This window comes from Rhodococcus triatomae, from assembly GCF_014217785.1.
Lineage (GTDB): Bacteria > Actinomycetota > Actinomycetes > Mycobacteriales > Mycobacteriaceae > Rhodococcus_F > Rhodococcus_F triatomae.
On the sequence record NZ_CP048814.1, the window covers coordinates 4,730,982 to 4,753,064 of the forward strand.

Below are 22,083 nucleotides of genomic sequence, written 5' to 3' on the forward strand. Positions count from 1 at the left end.
CAGTGTGCTCTGAATCACAGGCAACAGACGAGAACGAGGGAGCAGTGATGACCCGGACGATGGAACCACCCCGGCACGACACCGCCGATCGGGCCGCCGGTCCCCAGGAGCGGGTGGACGCGTGGCTGACACGGTTCGAGGCGGCACTGAAGGCACAGGACGTGCCAGCCGCGAGCGCGTTGTTCGCCACCGACAGCTACTGGCGCGATCTGGTGTCCTTCACCTGGAACATCAAGACCGTCGAGGGACGCGACGAGATCGAGGAGATGCTGCGGGCACGCCTCGCCGACACGGCGCCGCGCGATTTCCGGACCCGGGAGGTGCCGGTCGAGGCGGACGGAGTCGTCAGCGCCTGGCTCGAGTTCGAGACGGCCACCGGACGCGGGGTGGGCCACCTGCGGCTGCGCGCCGACGACGATCCCGGTGACGATGCGGGCACATCGGAAGCAGGCGACCGGTGCTGGACGCTGCTCACCACACTCCAGGAGATCCGCGGCCACGAGGAGCGCCGCGGAACGCGAAGAGACCGGGGCGCGGTGCACGGGTCGGGAGCGGTGACGCAGACGTGGGGAGAGCGCCGGGCCGCGGAAGAACGCGAACTCGGCTACGAGCGCCAGCCCTTCGTGGTCGTCGTCGGCGGCGGGCAGGGTGGTATCGCCCTGGGTGCGCGACTGCGGCAACTCGGCGTCCCGGCCCTCGTCCTCGACCGCCACGCTCGGCCGGGCGACCAGTGGCGGGGCCGATACAAATCGCTGTGCCTGCACGACCCCGTCTGGTACGACCACCTCCCCTACCTCCCGTTCCCGGACAACTGGCCGGTGTTCGCACCGAAGGACAAGATCGGCGACTGGCTCGAGATGTACACCTCCGTGATGGAGGTGCCCTACTGGGGATCGACGACGTGCCGATCGGCGTCCTTCGACGAGGAGTCGAAGCAGTGGACGGTGGAGGTGGACCGGGACGGCGAGGCGGTGACTCTCACCCCTCGGCACCTGGTGCTCGCGACCGGCATGTCGGGCATGCCGAACGTCCCGGACTTCCCGGGAAGCGATCGATTCCTGGGCGACCAGCACCACTCGAGCGAGCATCCCGGCCCGGACGCGTATGCGGGCCGGAAGGCGGTCGTGATCGGCGCGAACAACTCGGCACACGACATCTGCAAGGCGCTGTACGAGGTGGGCGCGGATGTCACGATGGTCCAGCGCTCGTCGACCCACATCGTCAAGTCCGAATCCCTGATGGAACTCGGCCTCGGCGACCTCTACTCCGAACGTGCCCTCGCCGCCGGGATGACCACGGAGAAGGCGGATCTCACGTTCGCCTCCCTGCCGTACCGGATCATGCACGAGTTCCAGATCCCGATCTACGACAAGATCCGCGAGCGTGACCGCGACTTCTACGATCGGCTGGAGAAGGCCGGGTTCGCCCACGACTGGGGCGACGACGGGTCGGGCCTGTTCATGAAGTACCTGCGTCGCGGCTCCGGCTACTACATCGATGTCGGCGCGTCCGAACTCGTCGCGGACGGGAAGATCCACCTGGCAGCGGGCGAGGTACGCGAACTCACCGAGAACACGGTCGTCCTCGCGGACGGCACGGAACTCGAAGCGGACCTGGTGGTGTACGCGACCGGGTACGGATCGATGAACGGCTGGGCAGCGGATCTGATCGGCCAGGACGTCGCCGACAAGGTCGGCAAGTGCTGGGGCCTGGGCTCGGACACCACCAAGGATCCGGGACCCTGGGAGGGCGAACAGCGCAACATGTGGAAGCCCACTCGGCAGGAGGCACTGTGGTTCCACGGCGGCAACCTGCATCAGTCCCGGCACTATTCCCTGTACCTGGCGTTGCAACTGAAGGCGCGCCACGAACGGATCCCGACGCCGGTGTTCGGGTTGCAGGAGGTGCACCACCTCAGCTGAGAAGTAGGCGGGTGTGGGCCCTATCCGCCCGCACCCGCCTACTTCCGTCCCGAAGGTCTAGTCCATCCCGGCGACGCCCCGCTTCCAGTACCCGGTGACGAGCACGTCGTCGCACCGCTCCTTCGCCCAGGCCCGCAGCGGGGTGATGTCCCCGGCTTCGCCGGCCGCGAAGAGGAACGTTCGCCCGGTCGGCATCTCGAGCTCGGCAACCGTGTCCGCGAGCCGTGACCGCACGCCGTCGTGGACCAGCCACGTCACCGTGACCCCGGCACGATCGGCCAACGGGTACTCGTGCATGCCCGCGTCGTCCGTCTCGACCACGATCTGCGCCGAGACGTCCACGGGAGCCTCGTCGAGCCACCGTGCTGCGGCCGGCAGCGCGGTGGCATCGACGGCGAACACGTAGTGGTCGTAGTTGTGGGCGAACGCCAACGCACCGGGCGGGCCGGCGACGGTCACGTGCTCGCCGACGGCGACGGACGTGACCCAGTCGGAGGCGAGCCCGCCGGGGTGCACGACGAAGTCCAGTTCGATCTGTAGGGCGTCGGCGTCGTATCGCCGGATCGTGTACTTGCGGGACCGGGGCAGTGGCCGTGGCCAGTCCAGCATCTGCCGGTCGTTGGTCACCGGATCCCGCCGGGTACCGTCCGCATCCGAGAACACGATCTTCACGTGGTCGTCTGCCTGGTAGCTGTGGAATCCGGCGAGTTCCGGCCCGCCCAGGGTCAGGCGCACCATGCCCGGCGCCACTTCCCGCCGGCCGACGACGGCGGCGCGACGCACCCCGATGGGATAGCCGACCCGGGTCGTTCCCGTCCCGGACCGATGATGCTCCGCGACCCGCGTCTCCGGATCGCTACGGTCGATCTTCACGGACGCGTCAACCCCTCGAACGACGCGTCGATGGAGTCGAGGGTGCGCTGCGCGGACGCGTAGGTGGCGGCCTCCGAGTACTGGATCGGATACACCCGGCCTGCCTGGACAGCCGGGAGCTGCTGCCACAGCGGCGAATCGAGCACCTGCTGGACGGCCGGACGGATCGCACCCGTCGGCTCCACCGTGTAGGTGATCGCGTCTGCCTCGGCAAAACTCTCCGGGATCATCTCCAGCGACGGCGTCTCGGCGACGTCCTTCGAGCCACCCTCCTTGCGCTGGACTTCGCCGGGGTATTCGACCCCGACGTCCTGAGCGATGTTGGTGCCCCACGAATCCGCGAACTCACGCTGGAAGGTGCCTGTCGAGGTGTCCCCGTACGCCCCGAGGTGGCCGAACTTCATTCCCGCGAGGGTGTCGCCGTACTTCTCGCGCAGTCCGGCAGCCTTGTCCTCGTAGGCCGCCCGGGACGCCTCGAAATCGTCGAGGCGTCCCGCCGCATCGGACTGGCGCCGGGAGAGCTCGCGCCACGCCGCGGGGACGGTCGGACCGATCACCACGACCGGGGCGATCGATTCCAACCGGGCCATGTCGATGTCGACGAGCGCCGGCTGCGGAACCCCGATCACGATGAGGTCGGGATCCACGGTCGCCACCGCCTCGTAGTTCGTGTCGATCGCCATCGCGCCGGCCACCTTCTCGAGGCCGTCGTAGGTGGCGCGGTCCTCCGGCGTCATCACCGCGAGGCCGCGTTCCCAGGTGGAGATGCCCACCAGATTCGCGTCCGCCTCGATGAGTGCGGGAACGGCATATCCGGTGGCGACCACGCGCTGCGGGTCGACCGGGATGGTGACGTCGCCGTTGTCGGCGGCGAACACGCGCGTGGGGACCTCGCCCGTGTCGGCGGCATCGGTCGAGGCGCATCCGGCCGCGACCACGGTGGCGAGCGCCAGGGCACCGACCAGGCGCAGGGATCGGCGTACAAGCATGTGAGTGATTCCTTCGTCGTCCGAACGGCCGGCCCCGAACCGGAGCCGACAACGGACTCAGGCTAGCCTTACCAACACTGCAGGAATGTCGATGAGAGGTCAGCTGATGTCGGTGACAGGACATACCGCGGTCGGCGAATCGGCCCGCGGCGGGTTCGCCTCCAGGAGCACCCGGCCGGACGCCCCGCGGTGCGACGAGTACGGGTACGGCCTGGGGTCGCCCGGCGGCATCCTCGTGCTCGCCTACCGCTCCGAGGCGCCACTGGAGTTCGCCTACAACCGCGAGGACTTCCTGCACCAGCTCTACTGGTCACCCGATCTGCTGTCGGCTCGCGCCGACTCCTCCGTGGTCTTCGCCGGAGGTGACACCGGTTTCTGGGCCCGCAGGACGGTCGGCCACGAGATCCACGCGGCCGGCGAAGGCACCCTCTACCGAATCTGTCTGCGCGAGATCCCGCCCCACCTGTCCGATCTTCGATATGGAGCAGTCTCGTTCGACCCCGACATCCGCGACCTGGTACGACGCCTCGGCGCACCCGACTTTCCCGCGGACGCCGCGCCCGAGGCACGTGGCCGCATCGTCGAGTCGCTACAACCGGCCGAAACGGCACCCGACCACCGCGCGGCGCGCGGCAACGGTCAGGCGCTGTCCGTTGCGAGGGCGCTCGCCCGACGGCCTGGCGATCCGACCCGGCTCGACGAATGGGCCGCGCGCCTGCACACGAGCGTCAAGACTCTGCAGCGGGACTTCGAGCGCGAGTTCGGGATGTCGTTCACCACCTGGCGCACCGACCTGCGCCTGCGCGCCGCGCGCGTACTGCTCCAGCATCAGTCCGTCACCTCCGTGGCACACACCGTCGGCTACGCCACCCCGTCCGCGTTCGTCGCCGCATTCTCCCAGCGGTTCGGCCGAACTCCGGGCCGATTCCGCCAGCTGCCCGCGCCACGGTGACCGCGCCGGTCGGTCGTTGCGGGCGGTGCCCGCGCACGCCTGCAGTCGCAGTGTTCCGGAACTGTCGGTCATACAGAGATCAGGACAGGTCGTTGACCAGAACCGCCGCCCCGTCGAAGCGGCCCGCCTTCAGGTCACGGAGCGCCCTGTCGGCCTGCGACAGCGGATAGACGTGGGTTGTCGCCCGGACGCCGTGACGCTCGGCGACCTCGAGAAACTGCCGTCCGTCCGCACGCGTATTGGCGGTGACGCTCCGAATCTCCTTCTCGTAGAACAGCTCGGTCTCGTAAGTGAGTGCGGGGATGTCACTGAGATGGATTCCCGCGACCGACAGGACGCCGCCACGGTCGAGAGCACGCATCGCCACGGGAACGAGATCACCCACCGGGGCGAAGAGCACGGCACTGTCCAGCGGTTCCGGAGGTGTGTCGTACGCACCGGCCGCCGAGGCCGCCCCCAGATCGAGGGCCAGCCGTTGCGCCTGCGCCCCGCGGGTGAGGACGTGCACACGCGCGCCCTGAGCCAGCGCCACCTGAGCGCACAGGTGCGCGCTACCACCGAATCCGTAGAGCCCCAGCCTGCCGCCCTCCGGAAGGGACGCGCGGGCGAGCGCCCGGTAGCCGATGATCCCGGCGCACAGGAGCGGCGCGAGCGCGACGTCCTCGATGGCCACGTCGAGTCGATAGGCGAAATCAGCGGGGACAACGGCATATTCGGCGTAGCATCCGTCTGCATCCCACCCGGTGTATCGCGAGTTCGGGCACAGGTTCTCGTCGCCGCGCCGGCAGTACGCGCAGGTGCCGTCGGTGTGCCGCAACCAGGCGATCCCCACGCGCTCGCCCACCGCGAATCCGGTCGCTTCCGGGCCGAGCGCCTCGACCGTTCCGACGCCTTCGTGTCCGGGCACCACGCGGTCCTTGTGTACGGGAAGATCTCCCTCGGCGACGTGCAGGTCGGTGCGACACACTCCGCAGGCCCGGATCTGCACGAGTAGTTCACCGGCACCCGGATCGGGTGTCGGTTTGTCGACCAGTTCGAGTGGGCCGAGCTCGTTCGCCCCGGGCCCTATCGGCCCGGGCTCGGCGACGACCCATGCCCGCATGGGGCCCAAGCTACGCCCACCGACGCGGGGCCCGGACGACTTTCGTGATCGGAACAGGTCATCTCTCTCAGGCGATGCCGTCTTCGAGGAGTTGCTTCAGTTTCTCCAGGTCCGCACGGACCGCCGCCACATCTCGGGCGAAGTCGTCATGGCTCATCCCGCTGTGCTTGCGCACCGTGAACACCACGTCGCTACCCCCGTCATTGGCCACGACGCGGACCGGATTGTCCACGCGTTCGCCCGATTCGAGCGTCACGATGTGGTCGAGTACTCCGTAGGCGTTCCGCGGAGCGAACTCGACGACGACCTTCCCCATCGGCGAGTCGGCGATCCACCGACCGTCCGAATCCTCGGCGATCGCGGCACTGAGCCCTGCCGCCCACCTCGGAAGATTCGACGGATCCGCCGCGAAAGCGTAGACGACCTCGACGGGACGCTCGATGGTGACACCTATGTGCTCCGAGTACGCAGTCATGGCCGTCATTCTCGTCCCGATCCGGGCGGAAGATTGAAGGAAACGGACGTGATTCGAAATCTCGCCTCCACCACGCTCCCGTGTGAAGGTATCGAAACCGGTCCGTCGACTCCGGCAGGAATCCCGCGATGCTCACGTTGTGTGGACCGATGCTCGCGTTGTGTGACCGGCTCCGCACCCTTTTCCCGATTGCCATCGGTTAGCCTTACCTCATGTTCTCCAGATTCCGCCGCGCCGCGGTCATCGCCGGATTCGCTGCCGCCTCCGTCGCCACCGCGCCGAACGCCCTGGCCGAGGCCCCGCCGGCGTCCGACGAGGTCGTCGCGATCCTGCTGCCCGGCCAGTACATGGGAGCGCTCCCCTACCAACCGTTCGCCGGCTATCTGGAACAGAACGGGGTGCACGCGAAGGTACTCGATCTCCCCGGATTCGATCTGACCGAAGAGCCGGAGACCATCGCGAGTGAGGTCGAACGGGCCAGGGCCGAGCACCCCGAGGCGCAGATCGCGCTCGTGGGTCACAGCATCGGCGGCATCACCTCGCGCTGGTACCTCAAGGAGCTGGGCGGGCATCCGAACGTCGACACCTACATCGCGATCGGCTCGCCCCAGTACGGGTCGCCCGGCGGTTGCGGAGCCCCGGTCGGCGCGGACGTCTGCCCCGGCACCGAGTACATGAACACGCTCAACGCCGGAGACGACACTCCCGGCGACACCGCGTACTACAACATCCGCAGCGAACGCGAGTGGGCCGACGGCAATCTCGACGGCGGCCAGTGCCGGGTCACCCCGATCCGCGGATTCCAGCCGACCCCCGATCTCGGTCTCGAGCACACCTTCGAGGGTGTCGATCCACGCGTCTGGGAGGCGACTCTCACCGCGCTCGGCGGGGAGTGCGACGGCGAGTTCGTGGATGTTCCCGACGGCGAACTCACCGCGGACGGCTCCCTGTTCCCGTACCGCCGCTAGCGTTTCCCGCACCCGACAATTCCGGGCAGGAAGAGTCGGACGTCGACCACCGCACCTCTCGTACCGTCGAGGCATCGGAAGGAGAGGTCGATGGAACGGTGGAACCGGGCGATGGCGGCCATCGAGGAGGCGCTCGATGCCGACATCGAGGTCGCTGCGCTGGCACGCCACGCGTTGACGTCCGAGTACGAACTGCGTCGCGTGTTCTCGGTGTTGACCGGGATACCGCTGTCCGAGTACATCCGGCGCCGTCGTATGACGGTTGCGGCGGCGGCGATCGTCGCGGACCGCGAGGCGGTCCAGGACATCGCTGTGCGGTACGGCTACTCGTCGGCGGATGCATTCTCACGGGCGTTCCGCGCCGTTCACGGGGTCGGGCCGGAGCAGGCTCGGCAACCGGGTGCGGTACTCCGGACACAACCACGCCTCACCTTCCATCTCCGAATCGAAGGGAGCAGTGAGATGCGGTATCGAATCGTGCGCAAGGACGCGTTCCGGCTCGTCGGACGCAAGGCCAGGATCCCACTCGTCTACGAGGGGCCGAACCAGGCCATGATCGAGTTCGAGCAGAACCTCGGACAGCAGGAGCGCGAGCGGATCGCGGCGCCGTCGAACGAGCAGCCGACGGGTGAGCTGGCCGTCTGCCACAACTTCGACGAGTCTCGGGAGGACGGAAGCTCGTTCGACTACTACGTCGCGGCGGCGACCACCTCTGCGGTGCCTGCCGATCTCGACGTAATCGACGTGCCCGCGAGCACCTGGGTCGTGTTCGAAGCCGCGGAGCCGACCCTCGAAGCCATCCAGCAGGTGTGGCCCCAGGCGTTCGGTGACTGGTTCCCGGCGAATCCGTATCGGGCGATACCGGCTCCCGAGATCGTGCGCGCCGACTACGACGAGGACGGGGCCCTCCTCGGCGCGGAGGTCTGGCTCGCGGTGGAATCGACGGCCTGACTGCGGCAGCATCCGCCACCTCCCGTGCACGACCGGCCGGGATGCGGCAGGCTCGGTGGTACGCGATCGGTGAAGGAGGCGGTGATGACTCCCGACGCGACCGGCCGCCGCGAGCGGCTCGAGGCTCTGCGTGGCGCGCTGGTGCAGCTGCGCGGTGATGCGGCGGCGGCCGAACGTGCGGCGACGGAGCGGATCGAGCACGTCGATCCCGCGCACCGCTCGGCCGCAGCCAATCTCGTCCGCTACCGAGCGCTCCGCTGTCACGACCTGCGGAATCTCCAGGTGCGGCTCAGCCAGGAGGGGCTGTCGTCGCTCGGCCGGATGGAATCGGACGTGCTGCGCAACCTCGATGCGGTGCTCGGCATGCTGGACGCCGCGATCGGGGACGGCCGCTCGAGCGTGCCCGAGCCCGGCCCGCCCGATTCCGAACCCTGGTTCGAACTGTCCGCGAACGCCGCCGCCCTGCTCGGCGGAACGCCGGACGATCGCACCACCCGGATCATGGTGACCCTGCCGAGCGACGCGGCGTCCGATGCCTCGCTGGTCCGGTCGTTCGTCCACGCGGGGATGAACCTCGCCCGGGTCAACTGTGCCCACGACCAGCACGACGCGTGGTCGGCGATGGCGACCCACGTGCGCTCCGCGGGCGAGGGAGTACGGATCGCCATGGATCTCGGCGGTCCGAAGCTGCGGACCGGGCCGATCGAGGCAGGCCCCCGGGTGGTCAAGATCAAGCCTTCGCGTGATGCCGCGGGCCGCGTGGTGTCGCCGACCACGGTGTGGACCGGTCGTGCTCCCCTGCACTGCGGCGATCCCGAGGTCCCGATCACCGACTCCGACTGGGTGGAACGCCGGGTCGTCGGAGACCGAGTCACCTTCCGCGAGGCACGGGGCCGCACCCGGACCATGGCAGTGGTCGAAACCACCGGCACGGGCGTCGAACTGGTCGGCGACCGGACGAGCTACCTCGTCCCCGGCACGATCCTGGCCGTCGGCGAGGACGCGACGACGGTGGGTGCGCTACCGGCCACCCCGCAGTCGCTTCGGGTCCGCCGCGGCGACCTGCTGGTGCTGACGTCCTCGCTCGAACCCGCCGTCCCGACGTCCGACGGGCGGCACCGCATCGGCTGCACCCTGCCCGAGGCGTTCGGCGCCGTGCACGAGGGGCATCGAGTCCTGTTCGACGACGGCAAGATCGGCGGCGTCGTCACCTCCGCGTCCGAGGACGAGATCCACGTGAGCATCACCTCCGCGCCGATCCGGGGAACGAAGCTCAAGGCGGAGAAGGGTATCAATTTCCCGGACACGACACTGCCGATCCCGGCACTCACGGACGAGGACCGGGAAGATCTCGACGCGGTGGTCGCCCTGGCCGACATCGTCGAGATCTCCTTCGTGCGGACGGCAGACGACGTGCGCGAGCTTCTCGGACTGCTCGAGGAGAAGGACGCCCTCGACATCGGTGTGGTGGTCAAGCTCGAGACGGTCGCCGGGTTCGAGGCGCTGCCGGAGGTGCTGCTCGAGTTGATGCGGTGGAAGCGGGTGGGCGTGATGATCGCGCGCGGCGACCTCGCCGTCGAGGCCGGGTTCGAGCGGCTCGCCGAGGTTCAGGAGGAGACGCTGTGGTTGTGCGAGGCCGCGCGGGTGCCGGTGATCTGGGCGACGCAGGTACTCGATTCGCTCGCGGACGCCGGGGTGCCGACCCGCGCCGAGGTGACCGATGCGGCGCAGGGTGAGCGCGCCGAGTGCGTCATGCTCAACAAGGGGCCGTACATCGTCGAGGCCATCACCGCGCTCGACGACATCCTGCGCCGCATGCACCGGCACATCTACAAGAAGAATCCCCTGCTCCGCAAGCTCGGGGCGTGGGATGTGGGTGAGTGAGTCACAGGCGATTCTCTCGTTGCCGAGCGGATTTTACTTCCATATGGAATCATTTCAGGTGTCACGATCGACACCCGGACGGAGAATCGCATGCCCCGCGAGTATCAGACGTTCCCCTTGGGCGACTTCGAACTCCAACAGGGAGCCACCCTGCGCGGAGCCGTCCTCGCCTACACGACTTACGGCGCCCTGAACGACGACCGTTCCAACGCCGTCGTCTATCCCACCTGGTATTCCGGTAGGCACTGGGAGAACGAGTGGCTGATCGGCGAGGGTATGGCGCTCGATCCCGCGCGCTACTTCGTCATCGTTCCCAACATGCTGGGCAACGGATTGTCTTCGTCACCGTCGAACACCCCACCGCCCTACGACGGTCCGAGCTTTCCCCGCGTCACGTTCTACGACCAGGTGCGCGCCCAACACGCCCTGGTCGCCGATCATTTCGGGATCGAGAAGTTGGTGGCGGTCACCGGATGGTCGATGGGTGCCGCGCAGACGTTCCAATGGGCGGTGAGCTATCCGGAGATGGTGCCGAAGATCCTGCCGTTCTGCGGTTCTGCACGCACCAGCGAGCACAACATCGTCTTCCTCGAAGCGGTCAAGGCGGCGATTACCACGGACGCCGCATACTCGGGCGGGCGCTACGAGCGGCAGCCCGATCAGGGCCTCCGGGCAGCCGCCCGGGTGTACGCGGGATGGGGATTCAGTCAGGCGTTCTACTGGCAGCAGCTCTATCGCGAGATGGGCTACAGCTCGCTCGAGGACTTCCTCGTCGGATTCTGGGAGGGGTTCTTCCTCGACGGCCGCGACGCGAACAACCTGCTCGCCATGCTGTGGACGTGGCAGAACGGGAACGTCGGCAACACACCGGGTTTCGGTGGCGACCACGAGGCCGCCCTCGCGTCGATCACGGCGCAGGCAATCGTCCTGCCTGCCGAGAAGGATCTGTACTTCCCACCCGAGGACGAGGAGTACGAGGTCTCGTTCATGCCGAACGCCGAACTCCGGGTGATTCCGGGCGTGTGGGGCCATTTCGCCGGTGGCGGCGAGAACGCCACGGACACCGCGTTCATCGACGCCGCACTGAAGGAGTTGCTGGCGGACTGATCGCAACCGGCTCCCGTATCGGAGCGCAGCGGTCAGCTCAGGACGATCGCCCCGCCGGTCGGTCCGTTCGCCCGTGCCGACGAGACGCCCCCGATGTCGCGGCCGATCCACACGTCCGGCGTGAGCTGGCGGTACTCGTGGACGCTGATCGGGATGCCGCCGAAGTCACGCGAGAAGTCCGCCGTCCACGCCGGTTTGCCGTCGATGCGTGAGGTACCGGGGACGACCGGGCCGCCCGCATCGCGGCCCCACACGTAGTCCTTGTACACCCAGGGCTCCCCACTCGGCCCGGTGGTGAAGGTGAGCGAGTCACCGAGCCTGTTCTGCGCGGTCGACAGCTTCTGCGCGTTGTCGTAGCCGATGATCCGTCCGTCGAGCTGATAGACGGGCAGGAGCGTGATGGTCAGGGTGCCTTCGGGGGCGACGCCGACCGGTGCGGCCTCGAACAGGCCGATGATCTCCTCGCTGGTGCAGCGGTGGAGCAGGGTGTCCACCGTTGCCGCCCGGTCGTTCTCGTCGATGACGCAGCTCTGCGGCGCCGCAGTTTCCGGCACCTCCGCGGCTGCCGTCGCCGAGGCGGCCATGAGGCCCGACATCGCGAGGAGTGCTCCGGATACGGCCAACGTCCCGATACGTCTGACAGTCACCGGGGTAGTCAACAAGGTGAAGGCGCGGATCACAAGTCGCATGATTGGAGGAAGGCGGCGGGGCTCGGGTTGAAATCGCTCCAGGCGAGGTACTCGATCCGCGTCGGGCCGTCCGACACCGGGATCGACACCAGCGCCGTCCGTGCGGGAACGAACGCGGACGGCAGCAGCGCGACCGCGAGGTTCTGCTCGACGATGCCGATCAGGTCGGTGGCCATGGACTCGAAGGCCAAGTCGCGGCGGAGTCCGGCACGCCGTGGGCACCACCACGCTCCTCACCGACGCCGAAGGCGTGTCGCGAATCAACGTGGATGATCTGGCGGTGGATGCGGTGGACGAAGTCGAACGTCGCAGCGCGGGAAGTCATTTCACCGTCGGTACGGTCAAACGACGATGAATGCATCGTTCTCCACGTAGAAGACGAATGCTTCGAGAAGCTCACCTGCAGTGGGTTCGGGCACCTTGTAGCGCAGGTTGTCGACGATGCTCCGCACGTCCTGCATTCCCAGCACATACTCGCATCCGTGTGCGAGCACGATCTCCGGTAGGTCCCGCTCGTCGTTCACCACGTCGTCGACGTCGTGCACGATGCACGGTGCGTCCCACCGAAGTGGCTCACCAGGGTGCATGTAGAGCGCATCTCGCCAGTCGAAATCCAGAGGTCGTTCGAGCACGTCACCCAGTGTCAGGTCCAACTGCCTCTCCCCGTTGACATGTCGGCACCTCCGCTCGTGCCGGCTACTCCCGCTACCGACAAGGTAGCGGTCCCCACCAGCGCGACAGGCCGTGGCCCGGGTCGTGAGCTCACGTGGACCGGGTGAGCGCGACGACCAGGGCGGCGCGGACGGCTCGCGCGTCGAGTTCGGCGATGCGTCGGATTCCGGTGCCTCCCGGCGCGCAGACCTTGACTCGGAGCGTGGCGGCGTCCTCGTCGCTGTCCTGCAACCAGGTGGCCGACCCGAGCAGTCAGGCTCGGCATCGCGCGAGCAGCGGCGACTCCGTCGGGCAGATCGCTTTCCAGATCCGCCAGGGAGACACCGTCGGCGAGGGAGACGACGACGGCGCCCTCATGCAGGTGATCGGCAACCTCGCGCACGAGGCCGGAGATGTGCTCGGGTGTCACGGCGAAAACGACGATCTGTGCGCCGGCGGCCGCTTCGATGTTGTCTGTCGTGGTTGTCTGTCGTGCTGCGCACTCCGTAGGTGACGACGAGCTCGTCGACACGACTCTGTTTGCGTGCGGTGACCCAAACGTCGCGCGCCTTCAGACCACCGTCCAACCACCCCGCGAGCAGGACCTCACCCATGATGCCCCGTACCCAGAAATGCTGCCGTCCCAGTAGCGCCCATGTGCCGCTCCTTACTCGCCTGAGGCGATCGATGCCCGGCGCGCCAGGCCACACCTCAGTGTGGACGAGCAGCCGACATGGACGAACAAGTTCGCAGCCATCCGGATGCGCGGATCGACGAGGGTGGGGCCCGACCGCGCACACCTGCCCAACCGAGATGAACGGACCTACCACTTCGGGAGTGTGGACCCCGACGACACCAGCGCGGGCCGGACGAAAGTTTGAGGCTAGGTCGAACAAACCCGATATGTCACCTCGAACAACTATTCCGAGGCGCTCACCGGAACCTGCCCAATCGACGTGGAACCTACCCTGCCCTGCAGACCCGCGAATGGATCTCGTCGACGAGGTGCCACAGTTCACTCAGCGTCACTTCCCTCGGTCGATAGTGGATCGCGATACGCACGGCGTCTGCCGTAAGTGCCCATTAGTCGAGATCATCCGTTATCGTCATGGTCGACTGGCAGGTCCCCGATAGTCGACCATCGACGCGATCTTCACCGCCTTGCCGTCGACGGTCGAATCGAACTGGAAGTCCAATGCCCACACAACATTCGGAGCATCCGCGTCGACGACCGGAACGGAGGACCGGCCGGCACGCTTGCGGCGTGGAGCACGCCGCACCTGTAGTCCCTCCACCTTCCACAGGCGGTGCACCTTCTTCTTGTTCACCGCGACGCCCTGGTCGTAGCGCAGCCACGCCCACGCCCGACGGAACCCGTGCCGTGGATGCTTGCAGGAATACCTGCGCAACTCTGCGCGCAGATCGGCATCCGGGTCGTCCGGTGTCTGCGCCAACGGCAGCCGTCGGTGAACCGATCGGGAGAGCCCAACAACCTTGCACGCGAACCGCTCCGACATCTGCAGGGTGCCGGTGAGCATGGTGATCGCGGCGCGTTTGGCGGTCGGGCTCAGAATTTTCCCTTGGCGATCTCCCGCAGCGCGTCCTTCTCCAACTCGGCATCGGCGAGCAACCGCTTGAGCCGGCTGTTCTGCTCCCGCAGTTCCTTGAGTTCTTTCGCGGCATCGGCGTCACTACCGGAGTACTGGCGACGCCAGTTGTACAGCGTTGCCGCCGACACCTCGAGCGCGGCGGCGATCTCCTCGCCGTTCTTGCCTTCCGCTGCCAACTCGTCGGCTCGGCGCAGCTTGCGCACGATGTCCTCTGCCGAGTGACGTTTGCGTCCCGCCATGATCTCTATCGTCCCTTCTTCGCCCTCACCAGGGCAATTAGGACTCTAGAACAACCCGGACCTACTCACAGGGGACACGCCAGTATCCACCAAGACACTAGCGCCCACCGACGACGTTGCTGGGATTTGACCGGCTCTGGCAACACGGCCTTGGAGGTCACATACCCGGATCCCCGTTTATCCACGAAGACATCGCTTCTCCCTGCACCTAATTCGTCGCACCCTGAAGCGTTGAGGCATGACTGTCAGAACCTTAGAGAGTCCGTTGTGCCCGCTTCGGGCGGTGTCCTATGTCCGCGTCTCCACCGACGACCAAGCTCGGCGGGGGTCGGAGTCGGAGGGGTTGTCGATCCCGGCGCAGCGGGAGGCGAACCGGTGACGAGCATTGGAGATGGGCGCCCTCATCGTGACGGAGTTCGTCGAGCGCGGCCGCTCCGGCATATCGCTGGAACGACCCGAGTCGCCGCGGATGCTGGAGTACATCAAGGGCCGCCCGGTGGACTTCGTGATCGTGCATGGATCGACCGTCTCGCCCGCAGTCGGACCGATGATTCCGCGATCATGAAGTCGCTCCAGGGAGTGGGTGCGTACCTGGTCTCCACGACCGGGGCATCACCACGACACCGAGTGGGAGGCTGCTGCATGGGATCATGGCCTCCATCGCGGAGTTCTACTCACAGAACTCCGCCACCGAGGTGATGAAGGGGATACTGCAAAAGGCCATCCAGGGAGGCACATTGGGCCGGGCACCGCTCAGATACCTCAACGAGCGTGCCTTCGACGACAGGCGCGAGACCGCACCATTACGATCGGCCCCAAGCGGGCCCAGCAGATCATCTGGGCATTCGAGGCCTACGCCACCGGCGAGTCGAGCGTCACCCGACTCACCGCAGAGTTGGAAGCCCGTGGGTTGACGACCAGGCCTGGGCCGAACACCCCATCGGGGCCGTTGACCATGAACGGGCTGCGCCGTCTGCTCCGCAACCCTTACTACAAAGGCATGGCGACCCTCAACGACATCGAACATGCAGGACGGCACAAGCCACTCATCGACCCGACCACCTGGGCGACCGTGCAGAACATCCTCACCAGTCGGCGCAATGAAGAACGCTCCCGCGCCCACGACCACTAATTTCACGCTACCTCAAAGGAAGGGTGTCTTGCGGCGAGTGTGTGTGGGCGTCGGCTGATCGTGCGGCACACCCGCACCAAGACCGGTCGCATCTACGAGTACTACGTCTGCCATCGACGGCGCGACACTACTTGCCCGCAAGGCAGAGCCCTGCCCATCGCCCAGGTCGAACAACGCATCGAGGACCTCTACCGCTCGATCGAGCTGAACCCGGGCCAGCGCGACCGCATCGAATTGGCCACCCTCCACCGACAGCAGGCAGTCAATGACGGCGACTCGGAGAGATCACCGAGGCGACCCAAAGATCGGGGCAAACCAGACCAAGCTCCTCGACGGCTGCTACGCCGACGCCATCCCCGCGATCTGTTCCTCACCCACCAACGACGCCTCAACACTGAACTGGCGAACCTCGGCCGCGAGAAGGCGAAGCCAGAGACCGGCAGCGCCGACATCCAGCAAAGCCTCCGCGACGCCCTCGTCTACTGCAAGAAGCCAACGCAACCTCCACTGACGCACCCGCAACGGTGCGAAAGCAGCTCAACCGGGTGATCTTTGCCGGGGTTTTCGTCGGCCCCGAACCCACCCAGATCCGCGCCGAACTCAACGACCCTTCGCCAGCATCACTAAGTCCGGCAACGAATCAGGCCGCCCCTCGGGCGGTCTCACAAGCGTCGGTTGCACTTTTGATTTCAAATCTTCAAATTCACCTACAGAAAAAGTCCCGGAAACCCTTGAGTTTCCGGGACTTCTCGGTCGGGCTGACAGGATTTGAACCTGCGACCACTTGACCCCCAGTCAAGTGCGCTACCAAGCTGCGCCACAGCCCGTCCACGCCCGCGTTCGGGCGCTCGATGAGATTACATCAGGGGCACCATCTTGCGCTAATCGCCTGGTCAGCGCAGTGCCGATACATCCCACCGAGCACCCTGCACGCTAGCGCTTGCGGCGGTCCCGCTTCTCCCGCACACGCACCGAGATGCGGACCGGGCTGCCGTCGAAGTTGAACTCCTCACGCAACCGGCGTTCGAGGAAGCGGCGGTAGCCGGCCTCGAGGAATCCGGTGGTGAACAGCACGAACGTCGGCGGCCTGGTGCCCGCCTGGGTGGCGAACATGATCCGTGGAAGCCGACCACCACGCATTGGCGGCGGGGTCGCCGCGACGACCTCCTTGAGCCACGTGTTGAGTCGGCCCGTCGGGATCCGCTTGTCCCAACTCTCGAGCGCCGTGTCCAGCGCAGGTACCAGCTTCTGCACGGCCCGGCCGGTCTGCGCGGAGATGTTCACCCGCTGCGCCCACGGCACCCGCACCAGATCGCGATCGATCTCACGGTCGAGCTGCAACCTGCGGTCCTCATCCACCAGATCCCACTTGTTGAACGCGATCACCAGCGCGCGGCCCGAATCCGCGACCATGCCGAGCACGCGCAGATCCTGCTCCGTGATCGGCTCCGACGCGTCGATCAGCAGGATGGCGACCTCGGCCGCCTCGATGGCGCCCTTGGTCCGCAGCGACGCATAGAACTCCGCACCGCTGGCATGGCTCACCTTGCGGCGCAGGCCTGCGGTGTCGACGAAACGCCAAGGGCGGCCGCCCAGTTCGATGACCGAGTCCACCGGGTCGACGGTGGTACCCGCCACATTGTGGACGACGGATCGCTCGTCGCCGGCCAGCTTGTTGAGCAGGCTCGACTTACCCACGTTCGGCTTGCCGACCAGCGCCACCCGCCGCGGCCCGCCCGTGCGGGTCCCCTCGCGGGGAGTCTCGGGCAGCACCGCGAGCACCTGGTCCAGCAGATCGCCCGTGCCGCGGCCGTGCACGGCGGACACCGCATACGGCTCGCCGAGGCCGAGCGACCACAGCGCGGCGGCCTCGGCCTCGGTGCGCTCGTCGTCGACCTTGTTGGCCACCAACAGCACCGGAGTCTTCGAGCGGCGCAGCACCTTGGCCACCGCCTCGTCGGTCGCGGTCGCACCGACGACGGCGTCGACCACCACGAGGATCGCGTCGGCGGTCTGCATGGCGTGCTCCGCCTGCCGGGCGACCGACTGCTGCAGGCCCTTGGCGTCGGGCTCCCACCCGCCGGTGTCCTGCACCATGAAGCGCCGCCCGTTCCAGGTGCCCTCGTAGGACACCCGGTCCCGAGTCACACCGGGAACGTCCTGCACCACGGCCTCACGACGGCCGATGATCCGGTTCACCAGGGTGGACTTGCCGACGTTGGGACGGCCCACCACGGCGAGCGTGGGTGCCGGGACGTGCGATTCCTCGTCGCCTTCGACGTCGAAATCGAGCCCTTCCCAGTCGGATTCCTCACTCCAGATGCCGTCACCGGCGAAGTTGTCGGATACGAATTCGTCGGTCACTGCTGTACTCCAGTTCTTTCGGTCACCAGGTCCAGCAACCGTGCGATGACCGCGTCGATTCCCAGTTCACTGGTGTCGACCAGGACGGAATCGTCGGCGGGCCGCAGCGGCGACACGGTGCGCGTGGAATCGAGGTGGTCGCGACGCTGCACGTCGGCGAGCACCGCCGCGTAGTCGTCGCCGCGTCCCTCGGCGATGTTCTGCTCGTTGCGGCGCCGGGCCCTGGCCTCGGCGGACGCGGTGAGGTAGATCTTCACGTCGGCGTCGGGCAGCACGACGGTGCCGATGTCCCGGCCCTCGACGACGATGCGCGCCGCCTCGCGAGCCAGGCGGCGCTGGGCATCGACCAGGAGCTCCCGCACCGACGGCACGGCGGAGACCGCGGACACCGCGGAAGTCACTGCGCCACCCCGGATCTCGATGCCGACGTCCTCGCCGTCGAGGAGCACCTGCTCCCCTGCCGGGTCGGTGCCGATGGACCACGGCAGCCCCGCGGTCACGTCGGCGATCGCTCCCGCATCGTCCAGATCCACGCCTTTACGCAGCGCGTGCAGGGTGGCGATCCGGTACATCGCGCCGGTGTCGAGATAGCGGGCACCGAGCGCGCCGGCGAGCCGCCGCGACACCGACGACTTACCGGTACCGGACGGGCCGTCCATGGCGACGATCAAGGGGCCTCCCGCGGATACCGAGCTCACAGTCCCACCGCCTTGTAGAGACCGCCGACCTCGCCGCGGCCGAGCACCCGCAGCGTCCCCGGACGCTGATCGCCGAGCGCGACGGCACCGATGTCGGTGCGCACCAGTCGCACGACGGGATGTCCGACAGCATCGAACAGCCGGCGCACGATGTGCTTGCGCCCCTCGTGCAGGCTCAGCCGCACCAGCGACTTGCCCTCGTTGACGTCGAGCAGAGTGAACGCATCGACCTTCGCGGGGCCGTCCTCGAGTTCCACCCCGTCGCGCAGCTTCTTCGACACCCCCTTCGCGAGATGGCCGGAGACCGTCGCCAGGTACGTCTTGGACACCTCGAACGACGGGTGCATCAGCCGGTGTGCGAGATCGCCGTCGTTGGTGAGCAGCAGCAGTCCCTCGGTGTCCGCATCGAGACGGCCCACGTGGAACAGCCGCTGCCCGGCCGACACCCGCTCGGAGACGATGTCACCGACGCACGGCCTGCCGAGATCGTCGGACATGGTCGACTGCCAGCCGCGCGGCTTGTTCAGCGCGAGGTGCACCAGATCCTTCTGGATGACGACGCGGACACCGTCCACGCGGACTACCGCGTTCTCCGGGTCCACCCGCAGCCCCTGTTCGACGACGATGCGGCCGTCCACCTCGACGCGCCCCTGCGCGATCAGGTCCTCGGCCGCCCGGCGTGACGCGACACCGGCCTGGGCCAGCACCTTCTGCAGCCGGACGCCGTCGCCCTGGGGATGGCCGCCCACGCGGTCACCCTCGACGTACTGGTGACGGGCGGGTTTGGCATTGCTGACACGAGGGACAGGATTCTCGGTACGCCGCGGCTTCGCAGCCTTCGGCTTGCCCTTCTTGTTCGTCTTGCTGCCACCGGGCGCCGGGGCTCCGCCCCGGCCGCGAGCCGGTTGGGACTTGCCGAACTGGGGTTTCTTCCCCTTGTCGGTGCTGTTCTTCTTGTTGCGATCCGGTGTGCCATCTCGGCGAGCGGGTGTCTTCACTTTTTCTTTCGATCCCTGTCGGTGTTCGTGTTCAGTCGTCCGGGTCGGTGTCCACCTGGTCGGCGGTCACCGGAGCCCGATTCATTCTCGCAAATCGTGGATCCGCCTCGAGGCTGTCGCTGATGTCGTCGATCAGATCGACGTCCGGCAGCAGCGGGGCGAGCTCGGGCAGGTCGGCGAGCGACGCCAGCCCCAACCTCTCCAGGAAGAGCTCCGTCGTCGCGTACTGCGTGGCAGTGGTCTCCGGGTCTGTCCCGGCTTCGGCGATCAGGCCTCTGGCCAGCAGGGTCCGCACCACACCATCCACGTTGACGCCGCGTACCGCACTGATGCGGGCCCGGGTCAACGGTTGGCGGTAGGCCACCACGGCGAGGGTTTCCAGCGCCGCTCGGGTGAGCTTGGTACGCGCTCCGTCGAGGAGTAGACGTTCGACGTAGGGTGCGTGGGCCGTGCGGGTGTACAGCCGCCATCCGTCCCCAGCGTACCGGAGATCGAACCCGCTTCCGCGCACGGTGAAGGCCTCGGCCATCCGGGTGAGAATCGCCGCGACCCGTTCGGGTGACGCATCGGTCACCGCGGCGAGCTGTTCCACCGAGGCGGGCGAGTCCACCACCAGCAACAGCGACTCGAGAACCGACTCGAGCTCCGCGTCCGACAGTTCCTCCCCGTCGACCTCGATCTCGTCCTCGAGCGACTCCGCGTCGCCCTCGGCAGGCGCCGTCGCGCCGGTGTCCTCGCTCACCCGTAGTCCTCCTCGATCGCCGGTGCCTCCGCATCCTCACCGGTCCAGCTCACCCTCAGGTCTCCCAGTGGCTCCGGCTGTTCGAACGCCACGGCACGTTCCCGGTACAGCTCGAGCAGCGCCAGGAACCGGGCGACGATGTGGACCGTCGCCTCGCAGTCCTCGACCAGGTCTCCGAAACCGACCCACTCCCCCGCGCCGCGCCCCCGCAGCCGCTCGAGCACCCACGCCGCCTGTTCCGGCACGGACACCTTCGGCACGTGCAGATGGTCGAGTCCGACAGTGGGAGTAGGGCGTGGCGCCAGCGCACCGGCCGCGATGTCCGCGAACCGGGCCGGGTCGACGCCGAGCAGCACCTCCGGGAGCAGGGCGGTGAACTGTTCCTCGAGCGCCACCGAACGCGGGTAGCGTCGCAGCGCGGCGGCCTCGAGCTCGCCGAACAGCTGCGCGACCTGCTTGTACGCCCGGTACTGCAGCAATCGGGCGAAGAGGAGGTCGCGGGCCTCGAGCAGCGCCAGATCCTCGGCGTCCTCCACCTCGCCCGCGGGCAGTAGTCGCGCCGCCTTGAGATCGAGCAGGGTCGCGGCGACGACGAGGAACTCGGTCGTCTGGTCCAGTCCCATCTGCGCGCCCAGGGAGCGGGTGTAGGCGATGAACTCGTCGGTGACCTCGTGCAGTGCCACCTCGGTGACATCCAACTGCCGCTGGTTGATGAGCGTCAGCAGCAGATCGAACGGGCCCTCGAAGTTGCGGAGAGTGACCCGGAAGCCGCCCTTGCCCGGCTCCACCCCGTCGGCGCCGGCTGCGGGGTCGGCCGTGGGAGCCGGAGAGGTCGGGTCGGTCACCACCGTCACTGCGGGCCGGAGCGGTGGATGACCTCGCGGGCGAGCGCGCGGTACGCCCCCGCACCCGTCGACTTCGGCGCCCATGTCGTGATGGGTTCGCCGGCGACGCTGGTCTCCGGGAAACGCACGGTGCGGTTGATCACCGTGTCGTAGACGAGATCCCCGAACACCTCCACGACCCGGGCCATGACCTCGCGGGCGTGCAGGGTGCGGGCGTCGTACATCGTGACGACGATGCCGGCCAATTCCAGCCGGGGGTTCAGCCGGTCGCGCACCTTCTCGACGGTGTCGTTGAGCAACGCCAGCCCGCGCAGGCTGAAGAACTCGCACTCCATCGGGATGAGCACCGAGTCCGAGCAGGCCAGGGCGTTGACGGTGAGTAGGCCGAGCGACGGCTGGCAGTCGATGAGGATGTAGTCGTAGCGGTCGACGACGGAGTGCAGCACGCGCCCGAGCGTCTGCTCCCGGCCGACCTCGGTGACCAGCTGGATCTCCGCGGCCGAGAGGTCGATGTTGCTGGGGAGCAGATCGAGCCCCTCGATCCGGGTACGCATCAGCACGTCGTCCACCGACACCCGCGGCTCCACCAGCAGGTTGTGCACGGTGAGCTCGAGATCGTGGTGCGCCACGCCCAGTCCCGCGGAGAGTGCGCCCTGCGGGTCCAGATCCACCAGCAGCACCCGGCGGCCGTACTCGGCGAGCGAGGCACCGAGATTGATGGTCGAGGTGGTCTTGCCCACCCCGCCCTTCTGGTTGCACATCGCGATGATGGTGGCCGGGCCGTGCGAGGAGACCGGCGTCGGCTCGGGAACCTCCCGCAGCGGACGGCCCGTCGGGCCCAGGTCCTCTGCCGGGGAGTCCACCGGATCCGCCGGGTACAGGGTCGGGTTCT

Annotated in this window: 26 protein-coding genes, 1 tRNA gene and 1 pseudogene; 10 read left to right on the forward strand and 18 right to left on the reverse strand. The window is 67.6% G+C overall.

Annotated elements, in window-relative coordinates; genetic code table 11:
- Window positions 1-47 precede the first annotated feature (47 nt).
- A complete protein-coding gene (locus G4H71_RS22135) occupies window positions 48-1,922 on the forward strand; it encodes an NAD(P)/FAD-dependent oxidoreductase (RefSeq protein ID WP_072740225.1) in 1,875 nt (624 codons plus the stop codon).
- Between the two features lie 57 nt (window positions 1,923-1,979).
- Here the strand turns inward: G4H71_RS22135 and G4H71_RS22140 are convergent, their stop codons facing one another.
- Both G4H71_RS22140 and G4H71_RS22145 read right to left on the reverse strand, forming a co-directional pair.
- Complete coding sequence (locus tag G4H71_RS22140; protein ID WP_072740226.1) at window positions 1,980-2,795, reverse strand: siderophore-interacting protein; 816 nt, start codon at window positions 2,793-2,795, stop codon at window positions 1,980-1,982.
- Complete coding sequence (locus G4H71_RS22145) at window positions 2,792-3,784, reverse strand: ABC transporter substrate-binding protein (RefSeq protein WP_072740227.1); 993 nt, start codon at window positions 3,782-3,784, stop codon at window positions 2,792-2,794. Before G4H71_RS22145 ends, G4H71_RS22140 begins: the two co-directional genes overlap by 4 nt.
- 91 nt (window positions 3,785-3,875) lie before the next feature.
- On the opposite strand from G4H71_RS22145, the gene G4H71_RS22150 reads away from it, so the two are divergent.
- A complete protein-coding gene (locus G4H71_RS22150; RefSeq protein ID WP_217631343.1) occupies window positions 3,876-4,736 on the forward strand; it encodes a helix-turn-helix domain-containing protein in 861 nt (286 codons plus the stop codon).
- A gap of 79 nt (window positions 4,737-4,815) precedes the next feature.
- Here G4H71_RS22150 and G4H71_RS22155 read toward each other — a convergent pair whose 3' ends face one another.
- Together G4H71_RS22155 and G4H71_RS22160 are read right to left on the reverse strand one after the other, a co-directional pair.
- Complete coding sequence (locus G4H71_RS22155) at window positions 4,816-5,838, reverse strand: zinc-binding alcohol dehydrogenase family protein (protein WP_072740228.1); 1,023 nt, start codon at window positions 5,836-5,838, stop codon at window positions 4,816-4,818.
- A 67-nt stretch (window positions 5,839-5,905) separates the two neighbouring features.
- The gene (locus G4H71_RS22160; protein WP_072740229.1) at window positions 5,906-6,313 is read right to left on the reverse strand and encodes an SRPBCC family protein; all 408 of its coding nucleotides are present in this window, start codon (window positions 6,311-6,313) and stop codon (window positions 5,906-5,908) included.
- A gap of 212 nt (window positions 6,314-6,525) precedes the next feature.
- Between G4H71_RS22160 and G4H71_RS22165 the strand changes: the two genes are divergently transcribed.
- The 4 genes from G4H71_RS22165 (at window position 6,526) to G4H71_RS22180 (ending at window position 11,223) form a co-directional block, all read left to right on the forward strand.
- Complete coding sequence (locus G4H71_RS22165) at window positions 6,526-7,281, forward strand: esterase/lipase family protein (protein ID WP_072740230.1); 756 nt, start codon at window positions 6,526-6,528, stop codon at window positions 7,279-7,281.
- A 90-nt stretch (window positions 7,282-7,371) separates the two neighbouring features.
- Entirely contained in the window at window positions 7,372-8,232 is an 861-nt protein-coding gene (locus G4H71_RS22170; protein WP_072740231.1) for an AraC family transcriptional regulator, read from the forward strand.
- A gap of 84 nt (window positions 8,233-8,316) precedes the next feature.
- The gene (locus tag G4H71_RS22175) at window positions 8,317-10,116 is read left to right on the forward strand and encodes a pyruvate kinase (RefSeq protein WP_072740238.1); all 1,800 of its coding nucleotides are present in this window, start codon (window positions 8,317-8,319) and stop codon (window positions 10,114-10,116) included.
- A gap of 90 nt (window positions 10,117-10,206) precedes the next feature.
- Window positions 10,207-11,223 carry an alpha/beta fold hydrolase gene (locus G4H71_RS22180; RefSeq protein ID WP_072740232.1) on the forward strand — a complete coding sequence of 339 codons (1,017 nt, stop codon included), beginning with the start codon at window positions 10,207-10,209 and terminating at the stop codon, window positions 11,221-11,223.
- Window positions 11,224-11,255: 32 nt separating this feature from the next.
- Here the strand turns inward: G4H71_RS22180 and G4H71_RS22185 are convergent, their stop codons facing one another.
- Entirely contained in the window at window positions 11,256-11,870 is a 615-nt protein-coding gene (locus G4H71_RS22185) for a hypothetical protein (RefSeq protein WP_072740239.1), read from the reverse strand.
- 29 nt (window positions 11,871-11,899) lie between these two features.
- Entirely contained in the window at window positions 11,900-12,088 is a 189-nt protein-coding gene (locus tag G4H71_RS22190) for a type 2 periplasmic-binding domain-containing protein (RefSeq protein ID WP_246442672.1), read from the reverse strand.
- A 38-nt stretch (window positions 12,089-12,126) separates the two neighbouring features.
- On the opposite strand from G4H71_RS22190, the gene G4H71_RS22195 reads away from it, so the two are divergent.
- Window positions 12,127-12,267 (forward strand): hypothetical protein, encoded by a 141-nt coding sequence (locus G4H71_RS22195; RefSeq protein ID WP_169847200.1) that lies wholly within the window; start codon window positions 12,127-12,129, stop codon window positions 12,265-12,267.
- Here the strand turns inward: G4H71_RS22195 and G4H71_RS22200 are convergent.
- The 5 genes and pseudogenes from G4H71_RS22200 to G4H71_RS22215 form a co-directional block, all read right to left on the reverse strand.
- A complete protein-coding gene (locus G4H71_RS22200; RefSeq protein ID WP_072740233.1) occupies window positions 12,254-12,565 on the reverse strand; it encodes a DUF7716 domain-containing protein in 312 nt (103 codons plus the stop codon). The two genes, G4H71_RS22195 and G4H71_RS22200, sit on opposite strands and share 14 nt — an antisense overlap.
- Window positions 12,566-12,674: 109 nt before the next feature.
- Window positions 12,675-12,815, reverse strand: a complete 141-nt coding sequence (locus tag G4H71_RS22445) for a pyrroline-5-carboxylate reductase dimerization domain-containing protein (RefSeq protein WP_217631344.1) — start codon at window positions 12,813-12,815, stop codon at window positions 12,675-12,677.
- 157 nt (window positions 12,816-12,972) lie between these two features.
- Window positions 12,973-13,095: pseudogene (locus G4H71_RS22955) on the reverse strand (hypothetical protein); the annotation flags it as partial.
- 574 nt (window positions 13,096-13,669) lie between these two features.
- Window positions 13,670-14,101, reverse strand: coding sequence for an IS3 family transposase (locus tag G4H71_RS22210; protein WP_185280470.1), 432 nt, complete (start codon window positions 14,099-14,101; stop codon window positions 13,670-13,672).
- A 29-nt stretch (window positions 14,102-14,130) separates the two neighbouring features.
- Complete coding sequence (locus G4H71_RS22215; protein ID WP_072739663.1) at window positions 14,131-14,412, reverse strand: transposase; 282 nt, start codon at window positions 14,410-14,412, stop codon at window positions 14,131-14,133.
- Between the two features lie 391 nt (window positions 14,413-14,803).
- Between G4H71_RS22215 and G4H71_RS22220 the strand changes: the two genes are divergently transcribed.
- Genes G4H71_RS22220 through G4H71_RS22230 form a run of 3 tightly spaced genes read left to right on the forward strand, consistent with a single transcriptional unit; the run spans window position 14,804 to window position 16,093 of the window.
- Entirely contained in the window at window positions 14,804-14,977 is a 174-nt protein-coding gene (locus G4H71_RS22220) for a recombinase family protein (protein WP_139183370.1), read from the forward strand.
- Between the two features lie 18 nt (window positions 14,978-14,995).
- Entirely contained in the window at window positions 14,996-15,544 is a 549-nt protein-coding gene (locus tag G4H71_RS22225) for a recombinase family protein (protein ID WP_072740330.1), read from the forward strand.
- A gap of 60 nt (window positions 15,545-15,604) precedes the next feature.
- Window positions 15,605-16,093 carry a hypothetical protein gene (locus G4H71_RS22230; RefSeq protein ID WP_139183371.1) on the forward strand — a complete coding sequence of 163 codons (489 nt, stop codon included), beginning with the start codon at window positions 15,605-15,607 and terminating at the stop codon, window positions 16,091-16,093.
- Window positions 16,094-16,297: 204 nt separating this feature from the next.
- On the opposite strand, the gene G4H71_RS22235 is transcribed toward G4H71_RS22230, so the two are convergent.
- The 7 genes from G4H71_RS22235 to G4H71_RS22265 all read right to left on the reverse strand — a co-directional run bounded on the left by G4H71_RS22235 (window position 16,298) and on the right by G4H71_RS22265 (window position 22,072).
- A tRNA-Pro gene (locus tag G4H71_RS22235) sits at window positions 16,298-16,371 on the reverse strand.
- A 106-nt stretch (window positions 16,372-16,477) separates the two neighbouring features.
- A complete protein-coding gene (gene der / locus G4H71_RS22240) occupies window positions 16,478-17,908 on the reverse strand; it encodes a ribosome biogenesis GTPase Der (protein ID WP_072740331.1) in 1,431 nt (476 codons plus the stop codon).
- The gene (cmk, locus tag G4H71_RS22245) at window positions 17,905-18,567 is read right to left on the reverse strand and encodes a (d)CMP kinase (RefSeq protein WP_072740344.1); all 663 of its coding nucleotides are present in this window, start codon (window positions 18,565-18,567) and stop codon (window positions 17,905-17,907) included. The genes der and cmk overlap by 4 nt, the downstream gene beginning before the upstream one ends.
- Window positions 18,568-18,602: 35 nt before the next feature.
- Entirely contained in the window at window positions 18,603-19,604 is a 1,002-nt protein-coding gene (locus tag G4H71_RS22250; RefSeq protein WP_072740332.1) for a pseudouridine synthase, read from the reverse strand.
- A 31-nt stretch (window positions 19,605-19,635) separates the two neighbouring features.
- Complete coding sequence (gene scpB, locus G4H71_RS22255; RefSeq protein ID WP_083343345.1) at window positions 19,636-20,346, reverse strand: SMC-Scp complex subunit ScpB; 711 nt, start codon at window positions 20,344-20,346, stop codon at window positions 19,636-19,638.
- Entirely contained in the window at window positions 20,343-21,200 is an 858-nt protein-coding gene (locus G4H71_RS22260; protein ID WP_371843066.1) for a segregation and condensation protein A, read from the reverse strand. The genes scpB and G4H71_RS22260 overlap by 4 nt, the downstream gene beginning before the upstream one ends.
- Window positions 21,197-22,072, reverse strand: a complete 876-nt coding sequence (locus G4H71_RS22265; protein ID WP_246442867.1) for a ParA family protein — start codon at window positions 22,070-22,072, stop codon at window positions 21,197-21,199. The genes G4H71_RS22260 and G4H71_RS22265 overlap by 4 nt, the downstream gene beginning before the upstream one ends.
- Between the last annotated feature and the right edge of the window lie 11 nt (window positions 22,073-22,083).

Excerpts from the sequence above, each read along its gene's own strand:
- cmk (WP_072740344.1), bottom strand. The coding sequence starts at position 18,567 with ATGGACGGCCCGTCCGGTACCGGTAAGTCGTCGGTGTCGCGGCGGCTC.
- G4H71_RS22175 (WP_072740238.1), top strand. The coding sequence starts at position 8,317 with ATGACTCCCGACGCGACCGGCCGCCGCGAGCGGCTCGAGGCTCTGCGT.
- G4H71_RS22180 (WP_072740232.1), top strand. The coding sequence starts at position 10,207 with ATGCCCCGCGAGTATCAGACGTTCCCCTTGGGCGACTTCGAACTCCAA.
- G4H71_RS22145 (WP_072740227.1), bottom strand. The coding sequence starts at position 3,784 with ATGCTTGTACGCCGATCCCTGCGCCTGGTCGGTGCCCTGGCGCTCGCC.
- G4H71_RS22210 (WP_185280470.1), bottom strand. The coding sequence starts at position 14,101 with ATGCTCACCGGCACCCTGCAGATGTCGGAGCGGTTCGCGTGCAAGGTT.
- G4H71_RS22165 (WP_072740230.1), top strand. The coding sequence starts at position 6,526 with ATGTTCTCCAGATTCCGCCGCGCCGCGGTCATCGCCGGATTCGCTGCC.
- G4H71_RS22155 (WP_072740228.1), bottom strand. The coding sequence starts at position 5,838 with ATGCGGGCATGGGTCGTCGCCGAGCCCGGGCCGATAGGGCCCGGGGCG.
- G4H71_RS22150 (WP_217631343.1), top strand. The coding sequence starts at position 3,876 with ATGAGAGGTCAGCTGATGTCGGTGACAGGACATACCGCGGTCGGCGAA.
- G4H71_RS22215 (WP_072739663.1), bottom strand. The coding sequence starts at position 14,412 with ATGGCGGGACGCAAACGTCACTCGGCAGAGGACATCGTGCGCAAGCTG.
- G4H71_RS22170 (WP_072740231.1), top strand. The coding sequence starts at position 7,372 with ATGGAACGGTGGAACCGGGCGATGGCGGCCATCGAGGAGGCGCTCGAT.
- G4H71_RS22135 (WP_072740225.1), top strand. The coding sequence starts at position 48 with ATGACCCGGACGATGGAACCACCCCGGCACGACACCGCCGATCGGGCC.
- G4H71_RS22190 (WP_246442672.1), bottom strand. The coding sequence starts at position 12,088 with ATGGCCACCGACCTGATCGGCATCGTCGAGCAGAACCTCGCGGTCGCG.
- G4H71_RS22160 (WP_072740229.1), bottom strand. The coding sequence starts at position 6,313 with ATGACTGCGTACTCGGAGCACATAGGTGTCACCATCGAGCGTCCCGTC.
- G4H71_RS22220 (WP_139183370.1), top strand. The coding sequence starts at position 14,804 with ATGGGCGCCCTCATCGTGACGGAGTTCGTCGAGCGCGGCCGCTCCGGC.